21 protein-coding genes and 1 pseudogene are annotated in these 23,015 nt (G+C 67.2%); 10 read left to right on the plus strand and 12 right to left on the minus strand.

Going from position 1 to position 23,015, the window contains the following annotated elements; translation table 11 throughout:
* Window position 1 precedes the first annotated feature (1 nt).
* The 7 genes from ASE59_RS13125 to ASE59_RS13155 are packed head-to-tail and all read left to right on the plus strand — an operon-like array spanning window position 2 to window position 8,427.
* Entirely contained in the window at window positions 2-568 is a 567-nt protein-coding gene (locus tag ASE59_RS13125) for an NADPH-dependent FMN reductase (protein WP_056456899.1), read from the plus strand.
* Complete coding sequence (locus ASE59_RS13130; protein WP_056456903.1) at window positions 568-2,931, plus strand: glycoside hydrolase family 3 protein; 2,364 nt, start codon at window positions 568-570, stop codon at window positions 2,929-2,931. The genes ASE59_RS13125 and ASE59_RS13130 overlap by 1 nt, the downstream gene beginning before the upstream one ends.
* 10 nt (window positions 2,932-2,941) lie before the next feature.
* Window positions 2,942-3,844: a VOC family protein gene (locus ASE59_RS13135; protein WP_056456906.1), complete on the plus strand. Its 903-nt coding sequence runs from the start codon at window positions 2,942-2,944 to the stop codon at window positions 3,842-3,844.
* Window positions 3,845-3,849: 5 nt separating this feature from the next.
* Window positions 3,850-5,007: an alpha/beta hydrolase family protein gene (locus ASE59_RS13140; protein WP_056457018.1), complete on the plus strand. Its 1,158-nt coding sequence runs from the start codon at window positions 3,850-3,852 to the stop codon at window positions 5,005-5,007.
* A complete protein-coding gene (locus ASE59_RS13145) occupies window positions 5,004-5,789 on the plus strand; it encodes a cyclase family protein (protein ID WP_056456909.1) in 786 nt (261 codons plus the stop codon). The genes ASE59_RS13140 and ASE59_RS13145 overlap by 4 nt, the downstream gene beginning before the upstream one ends.
* On the plus strand, window positions 5,786-6,733 hold the full coding sequence (locus ASE59_RS13150; protein WP_056456912.1) for a fumarylacetoacetate hydrolase family protein: 948 nt from the start codon (window positions 5,786-5,788) through the stop codon (window positions 6,731-6,733). Before ASE59_RS13145 ends, ASE59_RS13150 begins: the two co-directional genes overlap by 4 nt.
* 59 nt (window positions 6,734-6,792) lie before the next feature.
* A complete protein-coding gene (locus tag ASE59_RS13155) occupies window positions 6,793-8,427 on the plus strand; it encodes a family 43 glycosylhydrolase (RefSeq protein ID WP_082458412.1) in 1,635 nt (544 codons plus the stop codon).
* A gap of 41 nt (window positions 8,428-8,468) precedes the next feature.
* On the opposite strand, the gene ASE59_RS13160 is transcribed toward ASE59_RS13155, so the two are convergent.
* From ASE59_RS13160 to ASE59_RS13195, 8 genes are all read right to left on the minus strand, one after another.
* Window positions 8,469-10,826 carry a TonB-dependent receptor gene (locus ASE59_RS13160; protein ID WP_056456915.1) on the minus strand — a complete coding sequence of 786 codons (2,358 nt, stop codon included), beginning with the start codon at window positions 10,824-10,826 and terminating at the stop codon, window positions 8,469-8,471.
* Window positions 10,827-10,888: 62 nt separating this feature from the next.
* Entirely contained in the window at window positions 10,889-11,893 is a 1,005-nt protein-coding gene (locus tag ASE59_RS13165) for a FecR family protein (protein ID WP_156360074.1), read from the minus strand.
* Window positions 11,894-11,981: 88 nt separating this feature from the next.
* Window positions 11,982-12,500 (minus strand): RNA polymerase sigma factor, encoded by a 519-nt coding sequence (locus ASE59_RS13170; RefSeq protein ID WP_056456920.1) that lies wholly within the window; start codon window positions 12,498-12,500, stop codon window positions 11,982-11,984.
* Window positions 12,501-12,642: 142 nt separating this feature from the next.
* Window positions 12,643-13,398, minus strand: a complete 756-nt coding sequence (locus ASE59_RS13175; protein ID WP_056456923.1) for a polysaccharide deacetylase family protein — start codon at window positions 13,396-13,398, stop codon at window positions 12,643-12,645.
* The gene (locus ASE59_RS13180) at window positions 13,395-14,549 is read right to left on the minus strand and encodes a glycosyltransferase (RefSeq protein ID WP_056456926.1); all 1,155 of its coding nucleotides are present in this window, start codon (window positions 14,547-14,549) and stop codon (window positions 13,395-13,397) included. Before ASE59_RS13180 ends, ASE59_RS13175 begins: the two co-directional genes overlap by 4 nt.
* A complete protein-coding gene (locus ASE59_RS13185) occupies window positions 14,549-15,505 on the minus strand; it encodes a hypothetical protein (protein ID WP_056456929.1) in 957 nt (318 codons plus the stop codon). Before ASE59_RS13185 ends, ASE59_RS13180 begins: the two co-directional genes overlap by 1 nt.
* Window positions 15,502-16,320 carry a ChbG/HpnK family deacetylase gene (locus ASE59_RS13190; RefSeq protein ID WP_056456932.1) on the minus strand — a complete coding sequence of 273 codons (819 nt, stop codon included), beginning with the start codon at window positions 16,318-16,320 and terminating at the stop codon, window positions 15,502-15,504. Before ASE59_RS13190 ends, ASE59_RS13185 begins: the two co-directional genes overlap by 4 nt.
* On the minus strand, window positions 16,317-17,174 hold the full coding sequence (locus ASE59_RS13195) for a glycosyltransferase family 2 protein (RefSeq protein ID WP_056456935.1): 858 nt from the start codon (window positions 17,172-17,174) through the stop codon (window positions 16,317-16,319). Before ASE59_RS13195 ends, ASE59_RS13190 begins: the two co-directional genes overlap by 4 nt.
* Window positions 17,175-17,323: 149 nt before the next feature.
* Between ASE59_RS13195 and ASE59_RS13200 the strand changes: the two genes are divergently transcribed.
* From ASE59_RS13200 to ASE59_RS13210, 3 genes and pseudogenes are all read left to right on the plus strand, one after another.
* Window positions 17,324-17,992, plus strand: coding sequence for a class I SAM-dependent methyltransferase (locus ASE59_RS13200; RefSeq protein ID WP_056456938.1), 669 nt, complete (start codon window positions 17,324-17,326; stop codon window positions 17,990-17,992).
* Between the two features lie 61 nt (window positions 17,993-18,053).
* Window positions 18,054-18,971, plus strand: coding sequence for a VacJ family lipoprotein (locus ASE59_RS13205; protein WP_056456942.1), 918 nt, complete (start codon window positions 18,054-18,056; stop codon window positions 18,969-18,971).
* 73 nt (window positions 18,972-19,044) lie between these two features.
* A pseudogene (locus ASE59_RS13210) lies at window positions 19,045-19,433 on the plus strand (bile acid:sodium symporter); the annotation flags it as partial.
* On the opposite strand, the gene ASE59_RS13215 reads toward ASE59_RS13210, so the two are convergent.
* From ASE59_RS13215 to ASE59_RS13230, 4 genes are all read right to left on the minus strand, one after another.
* Complete coding sequence (locus ASE59_RS13215; protein WP_056456948.1) at window positions 19,376-20,428, minus strand: lysylphosphatidylglycerol synthase domain-containing protein; 1,053 nt, start codon at window positions 20,426-20,428, stop codon at window positions 19,376-19,378. The pseudogene ASE59_RS13210 and the gene ASE59_RS13215 overlap by 58 nt on opposite strands.
* A 76-nt stretch (window positions 20,429-20,504) precedes the next feature.
* A complete protein-coding gene (locus ASE59_RS13220) occupies window positions 20,505-21,047 on the minus strand; it encodes a GNAT family N-acetyltransferase (protein WP_056456951.1) in 543 nt (180 codons plus the stop codon).
* Window positions 21,048-21,062: 15 nt separating this feature from the next.
* On the minus strand, window positions 21,063-21,608 hold the full coding sequence (locus ASE59_RS13225; protein WP_056456953.1) for a cytochrome b: 546 nt from the start codon (window positions 21,606-21,608) through the stop codon (window positions 21,063-21,065).
* The gene (locus ASE59_RS13230; protein ID WP_056457024.1) at window positions 21,605-23,014 is read right to left on the minus strand and encodes an efflux transporter outer membrane subunit; all 1,410 of its coding nucleotides are present in this window, start codon (window positions 23,012-23,014) and stop codon (window positions 21,605-21,607) included. Before ASE59_RS13230 ends, ASE59_RS13225 begins: the two co-directional genes overlap by 4 nt.
* Between the last annotated feature and the right edge of the window lies 1 nt (window position 23,015).

Genomic DNA, 23,015 nt, shown 5'->3' on the forward strand with positions numbered 1-23,015 from the left:
CATGACGCGGCATGTTGTCGGGATCGGCGGCACCTTCCGCCCCGGATCGTCGAGCGAAATGCTGGTGCGCGGCGTCCTCGCCGAATGCGAAGCGATGGGCGCGCGGACCAGGATGTTCGACGGACCGGCGCTGGCCGACCTGCCGCACTTCAATTCCGAACGGCCCGAGCGCACATCTGAACAGCGTGCTTTCGTCGAAGCGGTGCGTAGTGCCGACGCGCTGGTGATCGGATCACCGGGCTATCATGGCGGCGTATCGGGCGTCGTGAAGAACGCGATCGATCTGCTGGAGGATACCCGCGCCGATGATCGCGTCTATTTTGACGGGATGCCGGTCGGGCTGATCGTGTCAGCGGCCGGGTGGCAGGCCGGCGGCGTCACGCTGGCAGCGCTGCGCGGCATCGTCCACGCCATGCGCGGCTGGCCGACGCCGGTCGGTATCGCGCTCAATTCGATCGAACAAAAGCCGTTTGGACCGGACGGCGCGATCGTCGATCGCGGGGTCGCCGCGCAGATCGCGTTGCAGGCGCGGCAGATCATGGGTTTCCGCATGGACGTGATCGGGTGATGCTTACCGCCGATCAGCAGGCACGGATGACCGCCGGGGCGTCGATGTGGGCAACGGTCGCCGTGCCGGAGGAGGGCATTCCGGCGCTGCGGATGGGCGACGGGCCGATGGGTATCGCCAGCGGCCGCGTCGACGAACGCGATGTCGCGCGGCTGACCCCGTGCGCGGTGTCGCTGGGCGCGTCGTTCGACCCCGATCTGGTCGCGCGCGTCGGTGCGCTGGTCGGTGGCGAAGCGGTGCGCAAGGGCGTCGACCTCGTGCTGGCACCCAATGTCAATCTTGCCCGCAGCCCGCTGGCCGGGCGGGCGTTCGAATATTTCTCGGAAGATCCGCTGCTGGCCGGGCTGGCCGGCGCGGCATGGGTTCGGGGCGTGCAGTCGACCGGCACCGGCGCGGTACCCAAGCATCTGGTCTGCAACGACAGCGAGACCGATCGTGACCGGGTCGACGTTCGCGTCGACGAACGCACGCTCCGCGAAGTCTATCTTCTGCCGTTCGAACTGTGTGCGCAGGCCGGGGCGGCGGCGATGCTGACCGCCTATAACCGCGTCAACGGCGACTGGTGCGCAGAGGCGGGGCGGATCACCACGATCGTGAAAGCCGAATGGGGCTTTGCCGGGCCGCTGATGAGCGACTGGTTCGGCACGCATTCGACCGAGGGCAGCCTGAACGGTGGCCTCGACCTCGAAATGCCGGGGCCGGGCCGGTTCCTGGGCGACAAGGCACTGGCGGCGATCGAGGACGGGCGCGTACCTGCGACGCGTGTGGTCGATGCCGCGGCGCGCGTTTCCGAAGCGGCGAAGCGTTGGGGTGGGGACAAGTCCGTACCGGCGACCGAAGATGCCGATGAACTGCTGGTCGAGGCGGCGGCGGCGGGCATGGTGCTGTTGCGCAATCGTGACGCGCTGTTGCCGATCGATCCGGCGCGCCTTCGTCGCATCGCGATCATCGGTCCCAATGCGACGGCCCCCTGTTATCAGGGCGGGACGTTCGCCAAAATCTCGCTGTCCCCCGACGCACCCACTCCGCTGGCGGCGTTGCGCGACCGCTTCGGCGACCGCGTCGAACTGTCGCACGAAGTCGGCGCCGATGCGCAGCCGCGTCTGCCGGCGATGCCCGCCACGCCGCTGCGCGATCTGGGCGATGGCGCCGTGCGCGGCATGACGATCGACTATTTCGGCGATACCGATACCGGCGCCGCACCGATCGCCAGCGAGACCCGCGACACCAACTCGCTGGTCTGGTTCGTCGGCGTCCACGACGCCGGCGTGTTCGATCAACCTGCGGCGATCCGTGCTGGCGGGTGGTTCACGCCCGTGCAGGATGGCCGCCACGTCTTCCATGTCGGCGCAACCGGCGCGGTACGGTTGGCGATCGACGGCGATATCGTCCTCGACCGGGCGCAGCGTCTTGCGCCGGGCGACGTGATGGGATCGCTCAAGCGCGGCGATTCCGAAACCGTCGCGGTCGATCTGGTTGCCGGCCAGCCCGTGCGGGTCGAGGTTACTTTCACCTATGACGGCGCACGTGCCCACGGGCTGTGGTACGGTGTGCGTGGCCCTGACAGCGCGGAGGCGATGCTGACGCGCGCCGTCGAGGCGGCCAGTGCGGCCGATGCGGTCGTACTCATGCTCGGCGAAACGGCCGACTCGAGCGTCGAGAGCAAGGACCGCGACGATACCCGGCTGGCCGCCGACCAACTGCGTCTGGCGCAGGCGGTCATCGCCGCCAATCCGAACACCATCGTGGTCGTGAATGTCGGCCATGCGTTCGATGCGACGTTCGCCAAGGATACAGCCGCATCGCTGGTCGTGTGGTATCCGGGCGAGGGGTTTGGAACGGCGTTGGCACAGGTGCTGGGCGGCGATCGCGAACCCGGCGGCCGCCTGCCGGTCACGCTGGCGGCGGACGAAGCCGACTATCCCGCCTTCAACCTGACGCCCGGTCAGGACGGCGGCTTGCCCTATGACGATGGCGTGCTGCTCGGCTATCGCGGGTTGATGGCGCGCGGCGTCACGCCGCTGCACGCGTTCGGATCGGGCATCGGCTATGCGAACTTCACGCTGCTCGACGCTTGTGTCGAGGGTGAAGCAGTGATCGCCACGGTCCGCAACGATTCCGCGCGAGGCGGCTCGGAGGTGATCCAGCTGTATCGCCACCAACCCGAACCGGCGCTGCTCGGCTTCGGCCGGATCACGCTGGAAGCCGGTGCGACCGGCGAGGTCCGCATCGCGATCGAACCGCGGATGCTGCGCGTCTGGCGCGATGGCTGGCAGCCGATCGACGGGCCTGTCGTGATCGCCGTCGGGCGCGCGAGCGACGACCTGCCCCTGACCGTACAGTATACCCCGAAGCGGGATTGAGGAGAGAGCCATGGCACGAGTTAGCGAAATCCGTTTCGTAGGATATGCCGTTCCCGATCTGGCGGCCGAACGCCGCTTCTACGCCGATGTCTGGGGTCTGACCGAAGTCCCGTCGGATGACGGCATGGTATATTTCGCCGCCGAAGGCACCGACGAGAAATATGTCGTCCGCCTGCGCGAGGACGCGACGCAGCGGATCGACGTCATCGGCTGGGCGGCCGAGACCCGCGCCGATGTCGATGCGCTGTTCGAACAGGTGAAGGCGAACGACGGCAAGATCATCAGCGAACCGCATGATCTGGACACGCTGGGCGGCGGTTATGGCTTCCGCTTCTTCGACCCCAACGGCTTCACGCTCCAGATTTCGGCGGAGGTAGAGCGTGGCACCAGGCGCGAACTAGCCAAGGGCGAGGCGATCCCGGTCAAGATCAGCCACGTCGTCATGCACTCGCCCGACCATAAGGCGCTGGTCGCATGGTATGAAAAGGCGCTGGGCTTCCGCGTATCGGACTGGCTGGGTGACTTCATGTGCTTCATGCGCTGCAACAGCTGGCACCACCGGCTGGCGTTCCTGCCGGGACCGCCCTGCTTCAACCATGTCGCCTATGACGTGCTGACGATGGACGACATGATGCGCGGCGTCGGCCGGCTGAAGCGCAACGATGTCGAAATCAAATGGGGGCCGGGCCGCCACACCGCGGGCAACAACACCTTCAGCTACTTCACGACGCCCAACAACAATGTCGTCGAATATACCTCGGAACTGGAGGAGGTCGATGACGACCATCACCAGCATCAGGTCCACGTGCCCAAGCCCGATACGATGGATCAATGGGGCAGCGGCTTCGGTGGCCCGCAGACCATGCCGAAACCGTCGCCCGATGCCGGGCTGTGGCAGGCGGCGGTGGTGTAACGGCGATGGCGCTCTACGAACCCTTCCCCAACTATATCTGGAACCTGTCGGTCGCGATCGCGATGGAGTCGGGCGCACAGCTTGGCGAGATCATCGACATGTGCCAGCCGCTGAAGGACGCGGCGGCCAATGGTGCCGACGCCGGCACGCCGCAATTCATGGCGGCGTGGGCGGCGATGGGGACCAAGCTGATCGAGCTGGCCGCCGAGGATGAGGGCAAGGGGCGTGCCTTCTCCGCATCGAACAAGCTGGAGCGGGCGTCGCTCTACCTGTTCACGGCCGAGCGGATGCAGGGGCACGGCGCGCCGGGTCGCAAGGAAACCTATGCCAAGGCACGCGAGGCGTTCGACCGCTCGACGATGCTGGGCCAGCTGAACCGCGAACGGGTCGAAATCCCGCTCGAAACCGGCACCATGCCCGCCCTCTACACCCGCGCACCGGGCGAAGGACGCAAACCCGTTGTCGTGTTCTGCAACGGCCTCGACAGCTGCAAGGAACTGCTGTTCTGGACCCGGCTGCCGCACGAACTGGCCAGGCGTGGCATCTCGACGCTGTGCGTCGACCAGCCTGGATCGGGCGAGGCGCTGCGGTTGCAGGACCTGCCCGTCGATCCGCATAGCGAGCATTGGGCGAGCAGGGCGGTCGACTGGCTGGAAGCGCAGGACGATGTCGACCCGCAGCGGATCGGGATGACCGGCATTTCGCTGGGCGGCCATTTCGCCCCGCGCGCCGTCGCCTATGAACCGCGCTTCGCCAGCGGCGCCGTGTGGGGTGCGAACCACAATTGGCGCGAGGTGCAGGACAAGCGCATGGCGCGCGAGGGCGAGAACCCGGTCCCGCATTACTGGAAGCATGTCCATTGGGCGTTTGGTGCCAGCGACCAGGACGATTTCCTCGCCCGGTCGGAAGCGATGAACCTCAACGGCCACATGGACCGCATCAAGGTGCCGTTCCTTGTCACCCACGGTGCCAATGATCGACAGATCAGCGTCGGTTATGCCGACGACCTCTACGATCAGCTCGTCAACAGTCCGCGGCGCGAAAAGGTGATCTTCACGCCCCGCGAAGGCGGCGTCGAGCATGTCGGCGCCGACAACATGGCCTATGGCCGCGACCTGCTCGCCGACTGGTTCGCCGAGACGTTGGGAGGTGCCACCGCATGACTCGCCGCATCCTCGACCTGTCGATCGCGCTCGACCCGGAGGTGATCACCGACCCGCCGTTCATGCGCCCGACCATTACGCGGCAGACCCATGAAGAGACGGTAGCGGAGGCGGCGATGTTCTTTCCTGGCATCACCGCCGACAAGATGGCCGGCGGCGCAGGCTTTGCCGCATCGGAGACGCTGACGCTCAGCACCCACAACGGCACGCATCTCGATGCGCCGTGGCACTACCACCCGACGCAGGACGGCGGCAAACCGGCGCTGACCATCGACGAGGTGCCGCTCGACTGGTGCCTGCAACCCGGCGTCAAACTGGACTTTCGCCATCTGCCCGACGGCCATGTCGTGACCGCGGCCGAGGTCGAGGCGGAACTGGCGCGGATCGGGCACACGCTGCGCCCGCTCGATATCGTACTGGTCAACACTGCCGCAGGAGCCGCGCTCGGACGGCCAGACTTTCTCGGGAAAGGCTGCGGCATGGGCTATGAGGCGACCATGTACCTGACCTCGCGCGGGGTCCGGGTCACCGGCACCGATGCATGGAGCTGGGACGCGCCGTTCAGCCATACCGCCGCGCGTGTCGCGGAAACCGGCGACTATTCGCTGGTGTGGGAAGGGCACAAGGCCGGTCGCGACATCGGCTATTGCCACATGGAGAAGCTGACCAATCTCGAGCAGCTGCCCGCGACCGGCTTCACCGTGTCATGCCTGCCGGTCAAGGTGAAGCGTGGCTCGGCGGGCTGGTGCCGCGCGGTCGCGATTCTGGAGGACGGCAAGTGAGGCTCGCCACCCGCGCCGATGGCTGCCGAGACGGCACGCTGGTCGTCGTGTCGGACGATGCTGCGCGTTGCCTCCCCGTCGGCATGACCTTGCAGGCGGCGCTCGACGACTGGAGTCGGACCCACCCGGTGCTGCGGGCGCTGGCGGCGCGGGTCGAGGCGGGGCAGGGCGAACCGCTCGATACCGCGACGCTGCTCGCCCCGCTGCCGCGCGCATGGCAATGGCTCGACGGTTCGGCCTTCCCGACGCATGGGCAGCTGATGCAGCAGGCGTTCAAGCTGCCGCCGATCGAAACCGACAAACCGCTGATGTATCAGGGCATGTCGCATCGCTTCCTGTCGGGACGCGAGGATGTGCCGTTTCCCAGCGAAGCGGACGGCATCGATTTCGAAGGCGAGTTCGCGGTCGTCACCGGCGACGTACCGATGGGATGCAGCGCGGACGATGCGCTCGGCCATATCCGCCTGGTCCTGCTGCTCAACGACTGGTCGCTGCGCACCATCGCGCCGATCGAGATGAAGACCGGCTTCGGCTGGGTCCAGGCCAAACCCGCCTGCTCGGTCGCGCCATTTGCGGTGACGCCGGACGTACTGGGTGACGCATGGGCCGATGGCCGCGTTTGTTTGCCCCTGACCGTAGAGATCAACGGCGACCACTTCGGCAGTCCGACAGGCGATGCCATGGCCTATGGCTTCCACGACCTGATCGCCCATGCCGCACGCACCCGTGATCTGCCGGCGGGCACCATCATCGGATCGGGCACGGTGTCCAACGCCGATCATGCCCAGGTCGGCTCGACCTGCCTGTCCGAACGCCGCGCCATCGACGCCATCGCGGGTCGGACGATGACCCCGTTCCTCCGCTTCGGCGACCGGGTGACCATGCACGCCGGCGACCATTTCGGCGCCATCGATCAGCGCGTGGTGCCGGCTGAGCACGTTTGAACGATCCAACGCACACCGCGCGAACGACGCGGCGGCGACATTAGAATGAGGAAAAGGCCATGTCGACACGCCGCGAAGCAATGGGAGCGATGATGGCTGCGGGCATTGGCCTGCCGCTCTCAGGCGTCGACGCGCAGATCGGCGTACAGGGCACCGATCGAGAGCGGGCACGGAACGCGCCACGCTGGTCGCCGGGCATCGAAGGCCAGCGGAAGGCCGATCTTGGCAACGGCACCTATCTCAACCCGATCATGGCCGGTGCGTATTCCGATCCGTCGATCCTGCGCGACGGTACCGACTATTACATGACCTTCTCCAGCTTCGAGGCCGATCCTGGCCTGCTTATCTGGCACTCGACCGATCTGGTGAACTGGCGTCCAGTGACCTCGGTCCTGCCGTCGCCGCTCGGGTCGGTGTTCGCGGTCGATCTGGTGAAGCATGATGGGCGCTTCTTCATCTATATCCCGATGGTGCCGACCGCTTGGTCGAACCTTAAGGAAAACAGGATCTTCGTCATCCATTCCGATCGCATCGACGGGGGGTGGAGCCGGCCGATCGACCTCGGCATCCGCGGGCGGATCGATCCCGGCCATGCGGTGGGCGAAGATGGCCGGCGCTATCTCTTCCTGTCGGGCGGCTACCGCGTGCGCCTGTCGGCTGACGGGTTGTCGGCCGACGGCGCGGTCGAAAAGGTTTATGACGGCTGGAAATATCCAGATGACTGGATCACCGAAGCCTATGCGCTCGAAGGGCCGAAGATAACCCGGCGGGGGGACTATTTCTATCTGGTTAGCGCGGTCGGCGGAACGGGTGGGCCGCCGACCGGGCATATGGTCATCGTCGCCCGGTCGCGTTCGATCAATGGGCCGTGGGTCGACTGCCCGCATAACCCGATCGTCCGCACCACCGACGCCGGGCAGGCATGGTGGTCACGCGGCCATGCAACCATGGTCGAGGGACCAGCAGGCGACTGGTGGATGGTCTATCATGGTTACGAGAACGGCTTTCGCACCCTCGGCCGCCAGACGCTTCTGCAACCCGTTACCTGGGACAAGGACGGTTGGCCGGTGCCGCAAGGCGGCGATCTGGGCAGGCCGATCGCCAAGCCACGCGGCGGTAGCGCCGGACCGCATGGCATCGCCCGCTCCGATGATTTCAGGCGGTTGGCGCTCGGAACGCGCTGGACCTTCCACGCACCGAAGTCCGGTGAGGCCGGCCGGGTCAGCGTGCGTGACGGCAACCTCATTCTTCGCGGGTTGGGCAAGGGGCCGGAAGATTCTGCACCGCTGACCAATCTCGCTGGCGATCGCAGCTACCGGGTTTCGGTCCAGGTCAATCTCGATGACGCTGCGACCGGTGGCCTTCTGCTCTTTCTGTCCAGTCGCCTGTTCTTGGGCATTGCGATCGACGGCGAGCGGCTCGTCACCTACGCAGGCGGGCGGATGCATTATTGGCGCGAGCCGGCGCCCGCATCGCGCGCCATGTATCTTCGGATCGAGAACCGCGAACACATCATCACTTTCTACTACAGCATCGACGGCATCGAATGGCAGCGCCACGGCCTGCGTCTCGAAAGCTCCGGCTACAATGCGAACACGCTTCTGCCGGGTGAGGGAGAGAGCCTGCGACCCGCGATCTTCAGCAGCGGTACCGGCTCGGTTCGGTTCCGCGACTATCGCTACGAAGCATTGTGACCAGACAAGTCGGACAGTAAGTAGAAACCTGATCTATTCCTCTACAACGCATACTTTAATTTGAGCTGTAGCGTGCGGGGCTGTAGTGGGGTGCGTTGCCTGCCCCCACGGACTGTAAGGGGGTTCCCAAGCGAGAAGCGATTTCCTTCGGTGTCGAGGAAATTGCTGACGTCCATCGTCAGCGTCAGGCCGCCACGCGTCCATGCCACACCCGCATCCGCCTGCGCATAGTCGCCTTGCGCCATATGCAGCGGCCCGACACCAAGCCAGGACCGCCCTACATAACGGACAGTGCCCCGCAGCAGCACAGTGGCGTTGTCAGGCAGGGACCAGTGTCGTTCGGCGGTCAGGCGGCCGGCGATGGCCGGTGTGTCGGGCAATGGCTGTCGTCCCTCGCCCGCAAAGGCGGGGGCCGGGCTGGTCAATGTGCTGCGGGTCGCGATCAACGCGCCGCCGATCCGCAGCGACGGGCCGGGACGCCAGCCCATCGCGCCTTCCAGTGCAAGGACGATGCCGTCGCCGATATTCGCGGTGTAGGGGCCGATCGTGTCATAGAAATCCGCCTGGATATTGCGCCAGTCGGCGACCGATGCCGCCAGCCGGGCATCGAAGCTGCCGCCCGCGTCGCCGAACAACGCGCCCGTTTCGATCATCTGCAACCGGTCGGGCCGGAAGATGCGGAACCCGTCCTCCGACGATCCGGACTCCGCATCATCCAGCGCATAGCCACCGACGCGCGAACCCTGCTGGTAGCGCAGATAGGTGCTCCACCGCGTGGACGGTCGCCAATGCAGTGCCAGGCTGGGCATCAGGTTGATGTCGCCGCCGGCGGGGACCGCAACCGCCGTCGCGCGGTCGGCCCCGCTGGGCAGGATAGTCAGGCCGGACAGATCGAGATAGGTCGCACGGACGCCCGCCGTCGCCGTCACGCCGGGCAACAGCCGCACCGTCCCTTCGCCAAACAACGCGACGTCGGCGGCCCGGTTGCCGATGCCGCGCAGCACCTGCGTTTCGGACATGCGGGTCGACTGCTGGATCAGGCGGTCGTCGCTCAGGGTTCCATATGCGCCCAGCACGAAGCCGGTGCCGCCGGCGTGTCGACGCGTGAACCGGATCTCCCCGGTCAGGACATGGGCGGTGCTGATGGTTTCGATGCTGCTCGGCGCTGTTCCCGACCCGGTCGCGTCATAGACGGCCGACAGGTCGTTGTTGAGCAGCGACACCGTCGCCGTAAGGGACTGTCCTTCGCGCCAGTCCCGCGTGACGGTCAGGAAGGTCATGGCGAAATTGTTCAGCGAAGGCTGCGCGACGGCCGACCTTCGGGTCAGTCGGGGCGCCCCCGCATCGACATATTGTCCATCGCGATTGTCGATCCGCTGATAGACATGGCCCAGATCGATGGTCCAGTGTCGGTCGGGACGGATGCGCAACGCGCCGCGTGCGCCCTTCAGGTCGGAGCGGTTGATATCGCGCAGATCACGCTGCGTATCATCGATATAGCCGGGCGTTCGAGAACCATATCCGACCAGGCGGATCGCTCCCCAATCGCTTACCGGCACGTTCGCCACGCCCATGACGCTGCCGCCCTGTCTCCCATGGGCGATGGTCGATACGCCCGTTCCCAGTTCGCCCGCCCATGTGCCCAGCGCCGGCGGATTGGGGATGACGCGCATGACGCCACCCAAGGCGCCGCTGCCATGCAGGGTTCCCTGCGGCCCTTCGAGCAGTTCGACCTTGGCAATGTCGAGCAGTACCAGGTTCGGGTCGGGCGCGCTGTAGTTCAGTTGTACGTCGCCCAGATACTGTCCGACCGTCGCCTGGCTTCCCCCGGCAAAGCTGCTGTCGGCGATCCCGCGAATGAACAGCTTTTCGCGGCCCGGCCCGAGGCTGGTGGTCGCGAGCATCGGCAGTTGCGCCACCAGCGCGCGGGTGTCCTGCTGTCCGCCTGCCGCCAGCGCGATGTCGGCTTCCCGCACGACATGGGCGGACCCGGGATAGTCAGTCAGCGGAATATCCCGCTTGCTGGCGGTGACGACGATCTCCGGCGGCAGGTCCGTGACCGGTGAGCGCGGCGCTGGTTCGGCGCGGGGCGGCGGCGCGGGCCGCAGGCGGGGCGGGGGGGAGCGCCGTTCGATGCGGTACAGGTCCGCCATCACCGCCACGGCCCGCATGTCGGTCCCTGCCAGCAGCCGCGCGAAGGCGCGTGCCGTCGTCATGCGTCCACGGATGGGCCGGGTCAGCCGACGTCGGGCCAGCGAGGTGTCGGCCGTCGCCACGCCGATCCCGGCCTGTATGCCGAGCAGGACAAGCGCGCCCGATACCGGTCCCGGCGGGATGTCGAAGACGTGCACGCGCCCGGACTCCGGCCGCTGTCCCTCGGCCGGAGTCGGCAGTACCATCGCACACGCCGCGCCTATCCCCCAGAAACCCGCTTTCACGGCGTAGCCATCGGCATGATCGATCAGTCGGCCGGAACCAGTATCATGCCAGTATCGGTCGTCCGGACGCGAACCGGCAGGACCGCCTCCACCTGTCGACGCAAGGTAGCGGGATCGGTGATCGACAACACGCCACTGACGCGCAGGTGACGCACCGCCGGATCCACGGCAACCGGCGTTCGCAGATAGCGCGACAGATCGCGTGCAATCGACTGGATCGGTTGGTCGGCGAAGACCAGTTGCCCCTTCTCCCACGCCATTGCCGCGCCGGGATCGACGCGGGTGATCGTGTCGGCAGACTGTCCCGGCGCACGGGTCAGCGCGGTTCCGGCAGGCAGCCTGGCGTCGGGACCATTGCCGTTACCGTCCGACACCGACACCAGCCCACGTCGCACGACGACGGCGAACGCGCCCTCCTGATTGAGCACATCGAACTCGGTTCCCAGCACCCGGACGTCGCGCCCGCCGGCACGGACGGTGAAGGGGCGGTCGGGTTCGCGGTGCACGTCGAAGATGACCTCACCCGTGGTCAGTTCGGCCGTCCGGCCGTCGCGCACCAGCGTCACCGTCACCTCGCTATCGCGGTTGAGCGTCAGTCGCGAACCGTCGGAAAGCGCCACCACCTGTGCATGGTCGCCGCCGTTGCGATAGGTCTGCCCCGCCGGGGCGAACAGCCCGCCGATCTGCGGTCCGGCGACCAGTGCGACGACGGCGGCAGCGGCGGCGACGGCGGACATCGGAAGCCACCACGACCTGCGGCGTTCGCGTGCGGCATGTCGATCGACGAAGGAGACGACCTCTGCGCCTTCCTGCACCGCCAAGGTGCCGCCCCTATCCGCCGGCAGGTCCGCCAGCCCGTCCGCCGCGACCCACAGCGCCTCCACCCGCGCATAGGCGGCGGAATGTGCCGGGTCGGCCTCCAGCCATGCGAGATGGTCGAGCCAGAGTTGTTCGTCCTCGCAATCCTGCAGGCGGACGAACCATTCGGCGGCCGCCCCGTCCGCGCCATTCGATTCCATCCGTGCCATCAGTCCATTGCCCTGCGGTTCGTAGAACACCTGTTGTCATGGACGAAGTCCAAGGGCGATGTCCGCAATGTTTTTGCGTGACGGCGGGTCAACGGCCGATCCTGGCCGACAAATGCCGCAACGCGCGCATCATGTGCTTTTCGATCAGGCTGCGCGATACGCCCATCCGCTCCGCCACCTGCGCATGGGGCAGGCCGTCGAGCTTGTGAAGCCGAAAGCTGGTCTGCACCGCGTCCGGCAGTTCGGACAGGGCGACCGCGATCCTACGCACCTGATCGCGGGCGATCAGTACGTCGTCCTGTGGCACGGCGTCGCTCACGTCCTCGCCATTGCCGGCAACGACGTGATGGGTGTCGCGCCACGCATGGTCCCGCGCGCCGCGGGCGCGGTCCTGCCGCATCCGGTCGAGCATGATGTTGTTGCCCAGTCGGTAGAGATAGCCGGCCGGTTGCCGGACATCCGCATCGACGGGCAGCGATGCGCAACGCAGATAGATTTCCTGAACGAGGTCCTGCGCCTCCGCTTCGCCGACCCGCACCGTGAAATAGCGTTGCAGCGCCTCCCGACGTGCCATGAACGCATCGAGAAGACGGGAAGACTGGGACATCGGGTGGGCGGAGCCTTTCGTGCGCGATCCGTCGATGTGGCGGCGGGTATCGACGGCGCAGCGGCCAGACAATGCGCGATCATCGAGCCTCCATACTGCCTGCACGCGACCTCCACATTGCGCCGGCGAACCTCGCGGTGCCTCACGCGACAGGCAGGGCATCGGGCAGCAGCGACGCGTAGGCAGCAGGACGCCGATCCGCCGCCAGCAGGCGCAGGGTGCGGTCGATGCTGCGCAATAGCGCCTGCGAGCGCAGGTCGCCGGGATGGACCCCGACCCGAACGACGGGGGCGGAGCGCAGATAACGCCGCAGGACCGACGCCGCCGCCAGCGAACTCAGCCGGCGCGACGCCGACCGGCTCGCCCAGGTGATGACCGCACCGCCGGCAAGTCGCCGGTCGCCATCGGTCGGCGACCAGACATGGCGATGATCCTCGGCCAGATCGAACCCCAGATCACGGAGCGCCACACGCGCGCCGGGCGAGTAGAGCCATGCGGGGGCGACGAAGCCGCGAACGGGCTGGCCGATAATGTCTTCCAGCAGCGCCTTGCCCCGGCGCAGCCGGTCCTGCGCATCCGCCCTCGACAGGCCGAGAAACTCGCCTTCGCCAGCGGTCATGTGGCGCGCCTTGACCCTTGCAAGGCCGCGATGCGTCGCCGTGTCGCGGTGGAACCAGCCGTGAAGGAATATCTCGCCCCCCGTCTCGCTCCAGCGGCGCAGGCGTGTGGCGAAGGGGGTGCCGGCACGGATCGGCGCACTGCCCCAGTGATCGGGGATGGCGAGCAACGCCATGGTCGCGCTGCCGGTAGCGGCGACGATCCGTTCGGACAGCTGGTCCACCTCCCCTTCGAAGCGGGGCGATACGTCATGGATCGACGACAACAGGCGCTTCGTCATGCGGCAAGCTCCCAGGGCGCGGCATAGCTTGAAAACAACGCGGCGAAATGCTGGTCCATCGTGCGGTGGCGGGGCGCGGCGGCACCCGCCAGCGATTTCACGCCGCGCCGGTCGGCGGTCGTCTCGATCGCGGTGCGCAGCGCGACCGGATCGCCGGCGGCGTAGCGGACCGCCACGACCCCGGCGGAATCCGCCGCCGCACCGCGCGTGGGCGCGATCACCGGCAGGCCGGACGCAGCCCCTTCCGCCGCGACGAAGCAGAAGGTTTCCGCTTCGCAGCCATGCACCAGCGCATCGGCGCTTGCCATCAGCTCGGCAAGCTGGGCGCGGTCGTGGGTCGGGGACAGTAACTGGATATGCGGATTGCCGCCGATCTGCCGTCGCAGGGCCGCGCTGTCGCGCCCTTCACCCACGAGCAGCAACCCCGCCTGACAACGTTCGGGCAATGCGTTCATGGCGGCGATCACCAGCGGCCAGTTCTTTTCCGGCGAGTGACGCCCGACGCCCAGCAGCAGCATCCCGTCCGCCGGCCGGCCGCAGGCAGCCAGCAATTTTTCGCGCAGGTCCGGGTTGCGGCGTGCGGGCGAGAAAATTCCGGCCTCGATCCCGAAGCGCACGGTGCGCGCGTTGCCAAGGCCGCCCGCCACCAGCCGGTCGGTCAGCCAGTCATTGGCGCAGACGATGCTGCGATAGGCGGGCGCGATCCGCTGCAGCCGTTGCCAATACCAGCCGAACCAGCGGTCGATCCGGTCGATGGTGGCGACCCGGCCGAACCAGCGATAGGCATAGGCGGCAAGCGGGTCGGCGTGCATGATCCAGTGGCGCGGCGCATCCCCCGGCCACGCCGCGACGATGTCGGCGGTGCGCCACGGGGAGGATGCCTCCACGGCGTCGGGAAGCCATTGGTCGAGCAGGCGGTGGATCGGCGCGGCGTCCACGAACATGCCGTAGCGCCGGTCGAGCGGGAAGGCGGGGGCGGCGACCCATTGGATTCCACCGCCCGGTCGCCGTTCGAACCGGTCCTCCGGCCCCGGCGCCAGCACGATGACCTCATGTCCATGGCGCGCGGCATAGGCGAGCTTCAGGTCGACATAGGCGCGGACCCCGCCACCCTCGGGCGCGTAGAAGCCGTTCACGTCCACGATCCGCATCAGTTCACTTCCTTGCCGGCACGCGCGGGCGTCGCCGACCGTTGCGACTGGACGAGATCGACCAGCAACAGCACGGCGAACACCAGCAGGTGGAGCGCCAGCGTGAGCGTCGCGACCAGCGAGATCAGCGCCGCGACATCGGTGTCGTGCCCGACCAGCAGGATGGCGATCGATGCGAACAGCACGTCCTTGTTGGGAACCAGCGGCAGTCGCGAGGTCAGCATCCGCAGCGATTGCAGCATGATCCAGAACATCACCGGCACCGCCGGCAGCGCGCTGGCCCACAGCAACGACGACAAAACCAGCGTCGTCACGATGCGGCCGACATGAACGATGGTGACGAAGCGCAGATCGGCGGCGGGGAGGTTGAAGATCCGCGCCGCGAACAGCCGCGCCACCAGCGGCAGGATGAGCAGTGCCAGCGTGGAGACGAGGATCGGCCAGACGAGCGACGGCGGCACCAGTTCACGCAACCACGGCAGCGCGAACAGCAACAGCACGAGCGTGACGCCGTTGGCGGTGAGCGCGGACAGGATGGCCACGTCCTTGATCGTACCGAACGGGGCCTGCCCCGGTTTCAGCCTTGCCCGCGCCCAGGCATAGAGGAACGCCTCACCGCCATAGCTGACGACCAGGTCGTTGATGACGCCCTTTCGAACCAGCGGCATCAGGATGGCCAGCGGTGCGCTCCACAGGCGGCGGTAGATCAGCCATTCCGAAACCGGGAGTACCAGATACAGCAGCACCAGCAGCAGCGCGAACAGCGGCGTCGCCGGCAGCATCGCCCAGAGCCGGTCGACACCGACATGCGACAATTGCCATCCGACCAGCGCCATCACGACCAGCGATGCGACGATCGATGCGGCGCGAACCGCGCGATCGTCGACCTTCAGCGGCCGCAGGGCCGCAAAGCGGGAGCGGGGGGTGGCGGCATCGGCGATGGTGGTGCCGTTCATTGAAAGCACCCCAGTTCCAGGCCATGGCGTCGCGCGAGTTGCGCGATCGGCTGCGACGCGAGGAAACGATATTCGCTGACCCGCGCCGCCGCGATCGGATCGCCGGCGTCGCGCGTCGTCGCCGGGTGACAGATGACCAGATGGTTGGGGCCAAGCCCCCGGCCAAGGAACCGTTCGAAGCGGGGAGCGAACAGCCGATTGCTGCGCAGATCGTAGAGGCCGGCGAAGCCGTCGTTGGTTCGCAGCCCGAACGCGCGCGCTTCCCGCCGCAAGCCCCGCGACAGCCATGCCGATCGCAGCGCACGGCCCCGGTCGCCGCCGCGCGCCAGCAGGTTGACGAAGCGGTCCTCGCAGCTGCGGACCCACGCGCCGGGACTATGCCGCTTCGTCGCGTGCAGGACGAACTCGCGGATGCCGGGCAGGACATGGACATGCTGATGCCCGTCGACGAAGGCCGGGGGGCGGCCAAAGATGTCGGCGAACGCCGCGAACTGCCGATCGATCTCCCGCCCGATCGCGCCCAGCGGCGCCGTGCCGGCCAGCGTCATCGCCGCCAGCCGGTCGCAGCGCGGCAATATCCCATCGGGCGCCAGTTCGGCATCGGCGTGCGGGGCAAGCGCGTCGGTCAGCGTTAGGTGCAGCCCGATCTCGCATTCCTCCACGGCCAGCAGGTCGGATGCCGCCTCCCGGACATGCGGTTCGCCGACCATCGCGGTGACGGCGGTCAGCACGCCCGAACCGGCAAGTCGCAGGATCGCGTGATTGATGGCGGGGCTGCGACCGAAATCGTCCGCACACAGGACCAGCCGGATCATTGTGCGCCCGCCGGTTGCCATTCGCGCACCCGCAGCCGTGCGGCGGACAGGCCACGCCGTTCGAAACGGTCACTGAGCCATCGGAAATACGCGTCCTTCAACGCGAACGGCGTGACGTGGTAGGCGATGCGTTCGAACAGCGACCAGCGCACCGGCACCGATCGTCGCTCGGACGGGCCGCACCAATGCTGGGTCGACATGCGCTGACGCCCCAGTTTGAGGACGCGGTGCATGACCTCATGGTCGCCCAGCACCCATGGCCAGCGGCCCACGCTATATCCGCCGGCACGCTGCAACGCATCTGTCCGGAAGCATTGCCCGGCGGCGCCGACATGCGTCTGGCGCGGCAACAGCCATCCGGCGCCGCATTGATGCAACGCCATCACCAGCGCGCGGAACGGGCCGGCGTCGGGCGATATGAAGCAGGCCAGGGCGGCGACGGTCGTGCTCCCGCCGGCGTCCAGCAGCCGTTCGGCCGCGGCGAGATAGCCGGTCGGGTAATAGGTATCGGCGTCGCAGGTCGCGACGAACTCGGTATCGACATGGGGCAGCCCCTTGGCGAAGGCCGCCGTTTGCCCCGCTACATCGGCTTCGGACAGGATCACATAGTCGATCCCGCGTCCCGCCAGCACGCCGTGGCACAACGCTACCGAATGGTCGGTCGAGCCGTTGTCGACCAGGACCAGCCGGAACGGCCGGGTCTGCTGACGCAACTGGTTCAGCGTCGCCACGATGTCGGCGGCCTCGTTGTAGAAGGCCATCAGCACGGTCCATCGCGGGACGACGGTGGTCGCCGGCGCTAGTGAATGCCAGTCCTGGCCGAAGGTGGCAGGGGCGGTATCGATGTCGATCATGCACGATTGACGGAACCGCTATCGCGTCACCTCACAAAAAATCTCCATCGACAAATTTTGCGGGCGGGGCTGCGGTATCGCCTCGTTGGCTTCGTCATTCGGTCGGCCCCCGCAGTTTCGGCAAGGGGTCGACGGGAAAGACCGGATCGATGAAGACCCTTGCCATTCTCCGCGACCAGCTGCGCGTGATGTTGTCGCGCGCCGGCCTGCGTCCGGGGGAATATTCCGGCGATTACGACCGGCTGTCGCGATTATATCGTCGCCCCGATCCCTGGCGTCTGGACAATGACGGCGATCGCGTACGGTTCGAGCGGACCAATGCGCTGATCGCGCGGATCGCCCCCGGTGCGGACTCGCTGCTGGAAATCGGCGCGGGGGAGGGGATGCAGACCGAATATCTGGCGCGGCTGGGCGCGCGGATTACCACGATCGAGGTGAGTGCGGACGCGGTAGCCCGTGCGCGCGAGCGCGTGCCTGACGCGCGCATCCTGCACGGCCGGGCGGAAGGCGTTGCGACCCTGGTCGCCGGCCAGCGCTTCGACGTCGCCGTGGCGTGCGAGGTTCTCTACTATCTTCCCGACCCGGCGGTGCTGATCGCTGCGCTGCAACGGATCGCCGACCGGGTCGTGGTCACCAACTATGCCCGGCTCGACCACCGGATCGCGCCCCTGCTTGCCAGCGACGGGTGGCAGTGCTGCGACGACATCCGCCACGGGCGGGCGGCATGGCATTGCCATGTTTGGACCGCGCCGCCGACCGATCGGTCTGCCGCCTGCACCGGTCCAGCCAGATCTATCTGCAAGGAAGCATCTCGATGACGTTCCACATTCCCGGACGGCGCGCGAGGGTGCGTCGTCGCACCCGCAGGACGCTCGACCAATGATCGTCCCTCTTCTTGCCGTCCTGACGGTTCCGGGGTCGCCCGCCGTGCAGGCTTCGACCGCGCCTGTCGCCGTCGTCTCGACGCCCCCCAATGCCGATCTGACCGTCCGACCTGCCGATGTGCCGATAGCCGAGGCGGGGGTGGAGGAGCCGGAGGAGACCGTCGTGGTCGGGCGCAGGCCGAAACGGAACGATCCCTTGCGGGCCGCCAATGCCGTTTCGTTCGAACTGACGCAGAAGGTGGACGATGTCGTCATCGCTCCTGTCGCCCATGCCTATGAACGTGCCACCCCGCGGCCGGTGCGTACCGGCATCCGCAATTTCCTGCGCAACTTGCGCGAACCGATCGCCTTCGCCAACTTCCTGCTGCAGTTGAAGGTCGGCAAGGCGGCGGAGACGGTCGGCCGGTTCGCGATCAATTCGACGATCGGCGTCCTCGGCGTCGTGGACGTCGCGAAGCGCTGCCCCTTCAACCTGCCGTATCGACCGAACGGCTTCTCAGACACGCTGGGCGTTTACGGGGTGAAGGAAGGACCGTATCTGTTCCTGCCGTTGATCGGGCCGACCACCGTCCGCGACATCGCTGGCGGCGCGGTCGACGGGATCGCCTCGCCGCTCGCGATCGGCGGGCCGTTTCGCAATCGCGGCTATATCGTCGCCAGCAACGCGTTTCGCGTGCTCAACCAGCGGGTCGAAATGGACGGCGCGTTGCAGGCAGTGCGGGAAAGTGCCGATCCCTATGCCGCACGCCGGGACCTTTACCTGCAGGGCCGCGCGGATCGGATCGCCCGGTTGAACGGCAAGGAAGCGGTCAACACGCCCGACCCCGAAGATGGGGCCATCGTCGGCGAAGCGGCGCCAGTAGATGCCGCCTCGTCCTGCGGCAGACGCGAGCAAGTTCAGCAGGGGGAGTAGCCGAAGTGCCGTCGATCTTACCGCAAGGCGGCGAGCCGCCGGGCCGGAAAGACGGCTTTCGGCGTCGGCCTAAAGCATGATGACACCGACGGTGCAGTCCTCCATCGCATTCACCGTCATTGCGCGCGGTAACGCCCCGCCGCCGTGTGCAGCGCGTCCGCTTCGAACCTGATCGGCATTGCGCTGACCCCATTGCTGGTGGCGTTCGTGGCCGGTCACCTCTCCCGCCCGCTGACCGCCCGGATCGTCGAACCGCACAAGGGCGTGCTATCGCTGGTGGATCGCGGATCGATCCTGCTGGTCGTCTATACGGCGTTCAGCGTGGCACGGGCCGGCGCGATCATCCTGCCGCTGATGATCTTTCGCCGGCTGCGACTGCTCGACTGCGCCGCGATCGCGCAGCGCTATGCCGGCCGCGCACCCGGTCCGGACGTGGCGGCGGATGCGGTACTGTCCGGCTGACGTCGCCATTGCAGCAACTCGTGGACGCCGAACAGGATCAGCCCGACGACGAGCGGCAGCAGGAAATATACCGCGCGATAGACGAGCAGCGCACCGAACAGCGTGGTACGGTCAAACTGCGGCAGTGCGAGCAGCATCACGACCTCGAACACCCCGACGCCGCCCGGCGCATGGGTGATGAGGCCGGACACCAGCCCGGCGAGATAGGCGAGCAGTACCGCCGGGAACAAGTCAATGGTGACGCCCGGCAACAGGACGAACAGCGCCGCCGTTGCGATGGTGAGGTCGAGCGCGCCCAGCGCGAACTGTACGAAGGCGATGCGGACGCTCGGCAAGGTGAACGACCAGCCGAGCAGCCGCACCGGTCGTCCCGCACGATAGTGCAGCATGACGACATAGCCGGCGAGCAGCGTCAGGATCGCCCCGCCGATCGCGGCCTGTACGCCGTAGGATATGCGCAACCCCTCCGCCACGAACGCGCCCGGCTGAACCAGTAGCCCGATCGAGAATAGCAGCAGCACGCCCAGCCAGAAGGCTAGTCCCGCCATGACCATGATCTGCGCGACCTCTCCGATCGTCAGTCCGGCGGGGCGATAGATACGCAGTCGGGCGGTGCCGCCGGTCAGGGCGGCGAAGCCGAAATTGTGACTGAAGATATAGCTGGTGAAGGAAGCCAGCGCGGCACGCGGGTAGCGCACCCGGCGTCCGATGATGCGCAGCGACACCACGTCATAGCCGGTCAGCACGATGTAGCTGACGACCGTCAGCACCAGCGACGCCAGCAGCCTTGCCGTGCCGATCCGTTCGATGGCGGCACGGATGTCGGACCAGTTCGTCTCGCGCAGGATGTGGCGCAGCGCGCCGACCGCAATACCGATGACCGTCAGCATGACGAGGGCGATCGCGATGTTGCGGACAACGGGCGAAGCGGCATGGCGACGGATCGTCGCGGCTGCCGATCGGAGGGCGGAAAGGATCATGGGATACAGGGGCATAGCGTCTCCGCGTCGCATCGCTTCTTCATTCGCCAGGAAAAGAAGGCGCGTAAATCGTCGATGCCGATGCGGCGGCTCATCGATCGTTTCGCATCTCCTTGCGGAACAGGAACATTTCGTCGCCGACGGGATCGCCGTCGCCATGCGGGCGGGAATGCGGATGCGGGTCCGGATGGCGTTTGTTGAAGAACTCCACGATCCGAAAGCCGCAGACGTTCACGTAGAAGTGGATGTTCCGCTTTTCGAAATAGGGCGTGCTGGTTTCCCATGTGCGGGTGTCGGGAAATCGTGCCTCTATCGCCGACCACGCCCGACGACCGAGGCCGCGACCGTGCCGACCGGTTTCGACATAGAACAGATCGAGCCGGTTACAATGCGTCGTCGGGTCGATCGCTACGACGGCCCCGCCGACATTGCGCCCGTCCTCGACGATATGCAGGATCTGGGCGCCGGGGGCTGCGATGGAAGCGTCGAGATCGTGGTCCGACGGGATCGGCCCGTCTGGCAGCGGGCCAAATTCGTCGACGACCGCCAGCGCAAACGCATCCTGCAACGCCCGCTTGAAGGCGGGCAGGTCGGCCGGTTCGGCGGGGATCAGGGTAATGGGACTGTCGGTCATGTTCGAACACCAGGATTATAGCATGCGGGGAAGTACGTCGTTTTCCGGCCTATCGTCGAGAAAGCGGTGCTTGAGCACGCCGAACACATGCGCCGCGACCAGCGCGAGCAGCAGATAGGCCAGCGTCTTGTGCAACCATGCGAAGACGGCGAACGCCGCATCGTTCTTGGGCAACAGTTCGGGCAGGTTGCCGATGAAGAACGGCACGCCGTCGCTCTGCGTGAACGAACTGGACATGGCATAGCCCATCAGCGGCACGACGATGGCGAGCGCCAGCATCAGATATTGCACCGCCGTCGACAGCAGGCATTCCCATCGGGCAAGGCCCACCGGATGGGCCGGCACGCGGCTACGCATCCGCACACCGATGGCGACGACCCCGATCAGGAACGCCAGAACGCCGAATTCCTTGTGGACTGGGTACATCCATTCGAACTTTGTGGCGGTGGTGTCGGGCAGGGTCGTCATTAGCCAACCCAGCGCGATCAGTCCCATGATCAGCGCCGCACGCGTCCAGTGCAGCAACCGCATCGGCCGCGGATAGCGGGCAGGCGTCGTCATCGTGATGTCTCCGTCAGGGTATCGCCGCCAAGCGCGCGATAAAGCGCGGTGGCGCTGGTCAGTTCGTCCCGTCGTGCCGTCAGCAACGCCTGCTGCGCCGCATAGGCCGTCCGCTGGGCATCGAGCAATTCCAGTCGACTGGTCATGCCGGCGCGATAGGACAGGCGGGCAAGGACGAGGCGCCGATCGGCCTGGGTCACCACCGCCTGCTGTTCCGTCAACTGGCGGGCGAAGGTCGCGCGGGCGGCAAGGCCGTCGGCGACCTCGCAGAACGCGGTCTGGATGCTCTTTTCATAGGTCGCGACCGCGATCGAGCTGCGCAGCCGGGCAAGGTTCAGATTGCCGCGCAATTCGCCGCTGCGAAAGATCGGCAGGGAGATGGCGGGGGTGTAGGACCAGCTGCGGTTGGCACTGTTGAACAGGGTTTTGAGGGCGAGGCTCGCAAAGCCGAACACGCCGGTCAGCGACAGTCGTGGCAGGAACGCCGCACGCGCCGCGCCGATGTCCGCATTGGCCGCGCGCAGATCATGTTCGGCCTGCGCGATGTCGGGGCGACGCAGCAACAGATCGGAGGGCGTGCCGGCGGCCAGAGCCGTTCGGATCGGCTGCTGCATCAGCGTGGTCGCCGGCGGCAGATCGGCGGGCAGGGGCGCGCCAACCGCCAGCGTCAGCGCGTTGGTCGCCTGCATCCGTTCACGCTGCCGTTGCGCCAGGTCGGCGCTCGCCTGCCGCGCCAGCCCCTCGGCCTGCGCCAGGTCGACGCCGCTCGACTGGCCGGCGGCGTACAGTCGCCGTGCGATGTCGAGCGACGCCTGCCAGTCGGTCAGCGTGGCTTCGGTCAGCCGCAACTGTTCCTCGGCCAGCCTTTCGGCGAGATACGCATCCGCGACCGCGCCGATGACCGTCAGCCGCACCGCACGCTGCGCCTCGCGGGAGGAGAGATAGCGTTCGTTCGCGGCGGCATTCTGGGCGCGCAACCGGCCGAACAGGTCGATCTCGAACGATGTCAGCGCCGCCTGTGCGGTGAACTGTCCGAAGGTCACGCCATCGGACGCGGCGTTACCCAGGCCGACACCGGCCCCCGCAACGCTGCCGGGCTGGCGCTGACGGGTATAGGCCCCGTCGAGGTTGACCGCCGGCAGCCCCTGCGCACGCGTCACGCGGATCTGCGCGCGCGCCGCTTCGGCGTTCAGCGCGGCGATGCGCAGGTCGCGATTGTCGCTGAGCGCCAGTTCGATCAGCCGTTGCAGGCGCGGATCGCCGAACATGCCGCGCCATGCGGGCACTGCCTCTCCGTCCAGCGCGACCGGATAGGTCGCGGCGACCGGTGCGGCGGGTAGCGTCAGCCTGGGCGTCATCGTGCAGGCGGTGGTCGCCAGCAACAGCGCGAGGGGGAGGGTACGCATC

This window comes from Sphingomonas sp. Leaf10 (assembly GCF_001421245.1).
Lineage (GTDB): Bacteria > Pseudomonadota > Alphaproteobacteria > Sphingomonadales > Sphingomonadaceae > Sphingomonas.

Bases quoted from the DNA above. Each gene is read 5' to 3' on its own strand.
- ASE59_RS13200 (WP_056456938.1), top strand. From the start codon at position 17,324: ATGAAGACCCTTGCCATTCTCCGCGACCAGCTGCGCGTGATGTTGTCG.
- ASE59_RS13155 (WP_082458412.1), top strand. From the start codon at position 6,793: ATGTCGACACGCCGCGAAGCAATGGGAGCGATGATGGCTGCGGGCATT.
- ASE59_RS13190 (WP_056456932.1), bottom strand. From the start codon at position 16,320: ATGATCCGGCTGGTCCTGTGTGCGGACGATTTCGGTCGCAGCCCCGCC.
- ASE59_RS13215 (WP_056456948.1), bottom strand. From the start codon at position 20,428: ATGCCCCTGTATCCCATGATCCTTTCCGCCCTCCGATCGGCAGCCGCG.
- ASE59_RS13195 (WP_056456935.1), bottom strand. From the start codon at position 17,174: ATGATCGACATCGATACCGCCCCTGCCACCTTCGGCCAGGACTGGCAT.
- ASE59_RS13180 (WP_056456926.1), bottom strand. From the start codon at position 14,549: ATGCGGATCGTGGACGTGAACGGCTTCTACGCGCCCGAGGGTGGCGGG.
- ASE59_RS13185 (WP_056456929.1), bottom strand. From the start codon at position 15,505: ATGAACGGCACCACCATCGCCGATGCCGCCACCCCCCGCTCCCGCTTT.
- ASE59_RS13145 (WP_056456909.1), top strand. From the start codon at position 5,004: ATGACTCGCCGCATCCTCGACCTGTCGATCGCGCTCGACCCGGAGGTG.
- ASE59_RS13125 (WP_056456899.1), top strand. From the start codon at position 2: ATGACGCGGCATGTTGTCGGGATCGGCGGCACCTTCCGCCCCGGATCG.
- ASE59_RS13205 (WP_056456942.1), top strand. From the start codon at position 18,054: ATGATCGTCCCTCTTCTTGCCGTCCTGACGGTTCCGGGGTCGCCCGCC.
- ASE59_RS13130 (WP_056456903.1), top strand. From the start codon at position 568: ATGCTTACCGCCGATCAGCAGGCACGGATGACCGCCGGGGCGTCGATG.
- ASE59_RS13230 (WP_056457024.1), bottom strand. From the start codon at position 23,014: ATGCGTACCCTCCCCCTCGCGCTGTTGCTGGCGACCACCGCCTGCACG.
- ASE59_RS13170 (WP_056456920.1), bottom strand. From the start codon at position 12,500: ATGTCCCAGTCTTCCCGTCTTCTCGATGCGTTCATGGCACGTCGGGAG.
- ASE59_RS13175 (WP_056456923.1), bottom strand. From the start codon at position 13,398: ATGACGAAGCGCCTGTTGTCGTCGATCCATGACGTATCGCCCCGCTTC.
- ASE59_RS13225 (WP_056456953.1), bottom strand. From the start codon at position 21,608: ATGACGACGCCTGCCCGCTATCCGCGGCCGATGCGGTTGCTGCACTGG.
- ASE59_RS13165 (WP_156360074.1), bottom strand. From the start codon at position 11,893: ATGGCACGGATGGAATCGAATGGCGCGGACGGGGCGGCCGCCGAATGG.
- ASE59_RS13140 (WP_056457018.1), top strand. From the start codon at position 3,850: ATGGCGCTCTACGAACCCTTCCCCAACTATATCTGGAACCTGTCGGTC.
- ASE59_RS13135 (WP_056456906.1), top strand. From the start codon at position 2,942: ATGGCACGAGTTAGCGAAATCCGTTTCGTAGGATATGCCGTTCCCGAT.
- ASE59_RS13160 (WP_056456915.1), bottom strand. From the start codon at position 10,826: ATGGTACTGCCGACTCCGGCCGAGGGACAGCGGCCGGAGTCCGGGCGC.
- ASE59_RS13220 (WP_056456951.1), bottom strand. From the start codon at position 21,047: ATGACCGACAGTCCCATTACCCTGATCCCCGCCGAACCGGCCGACCTG.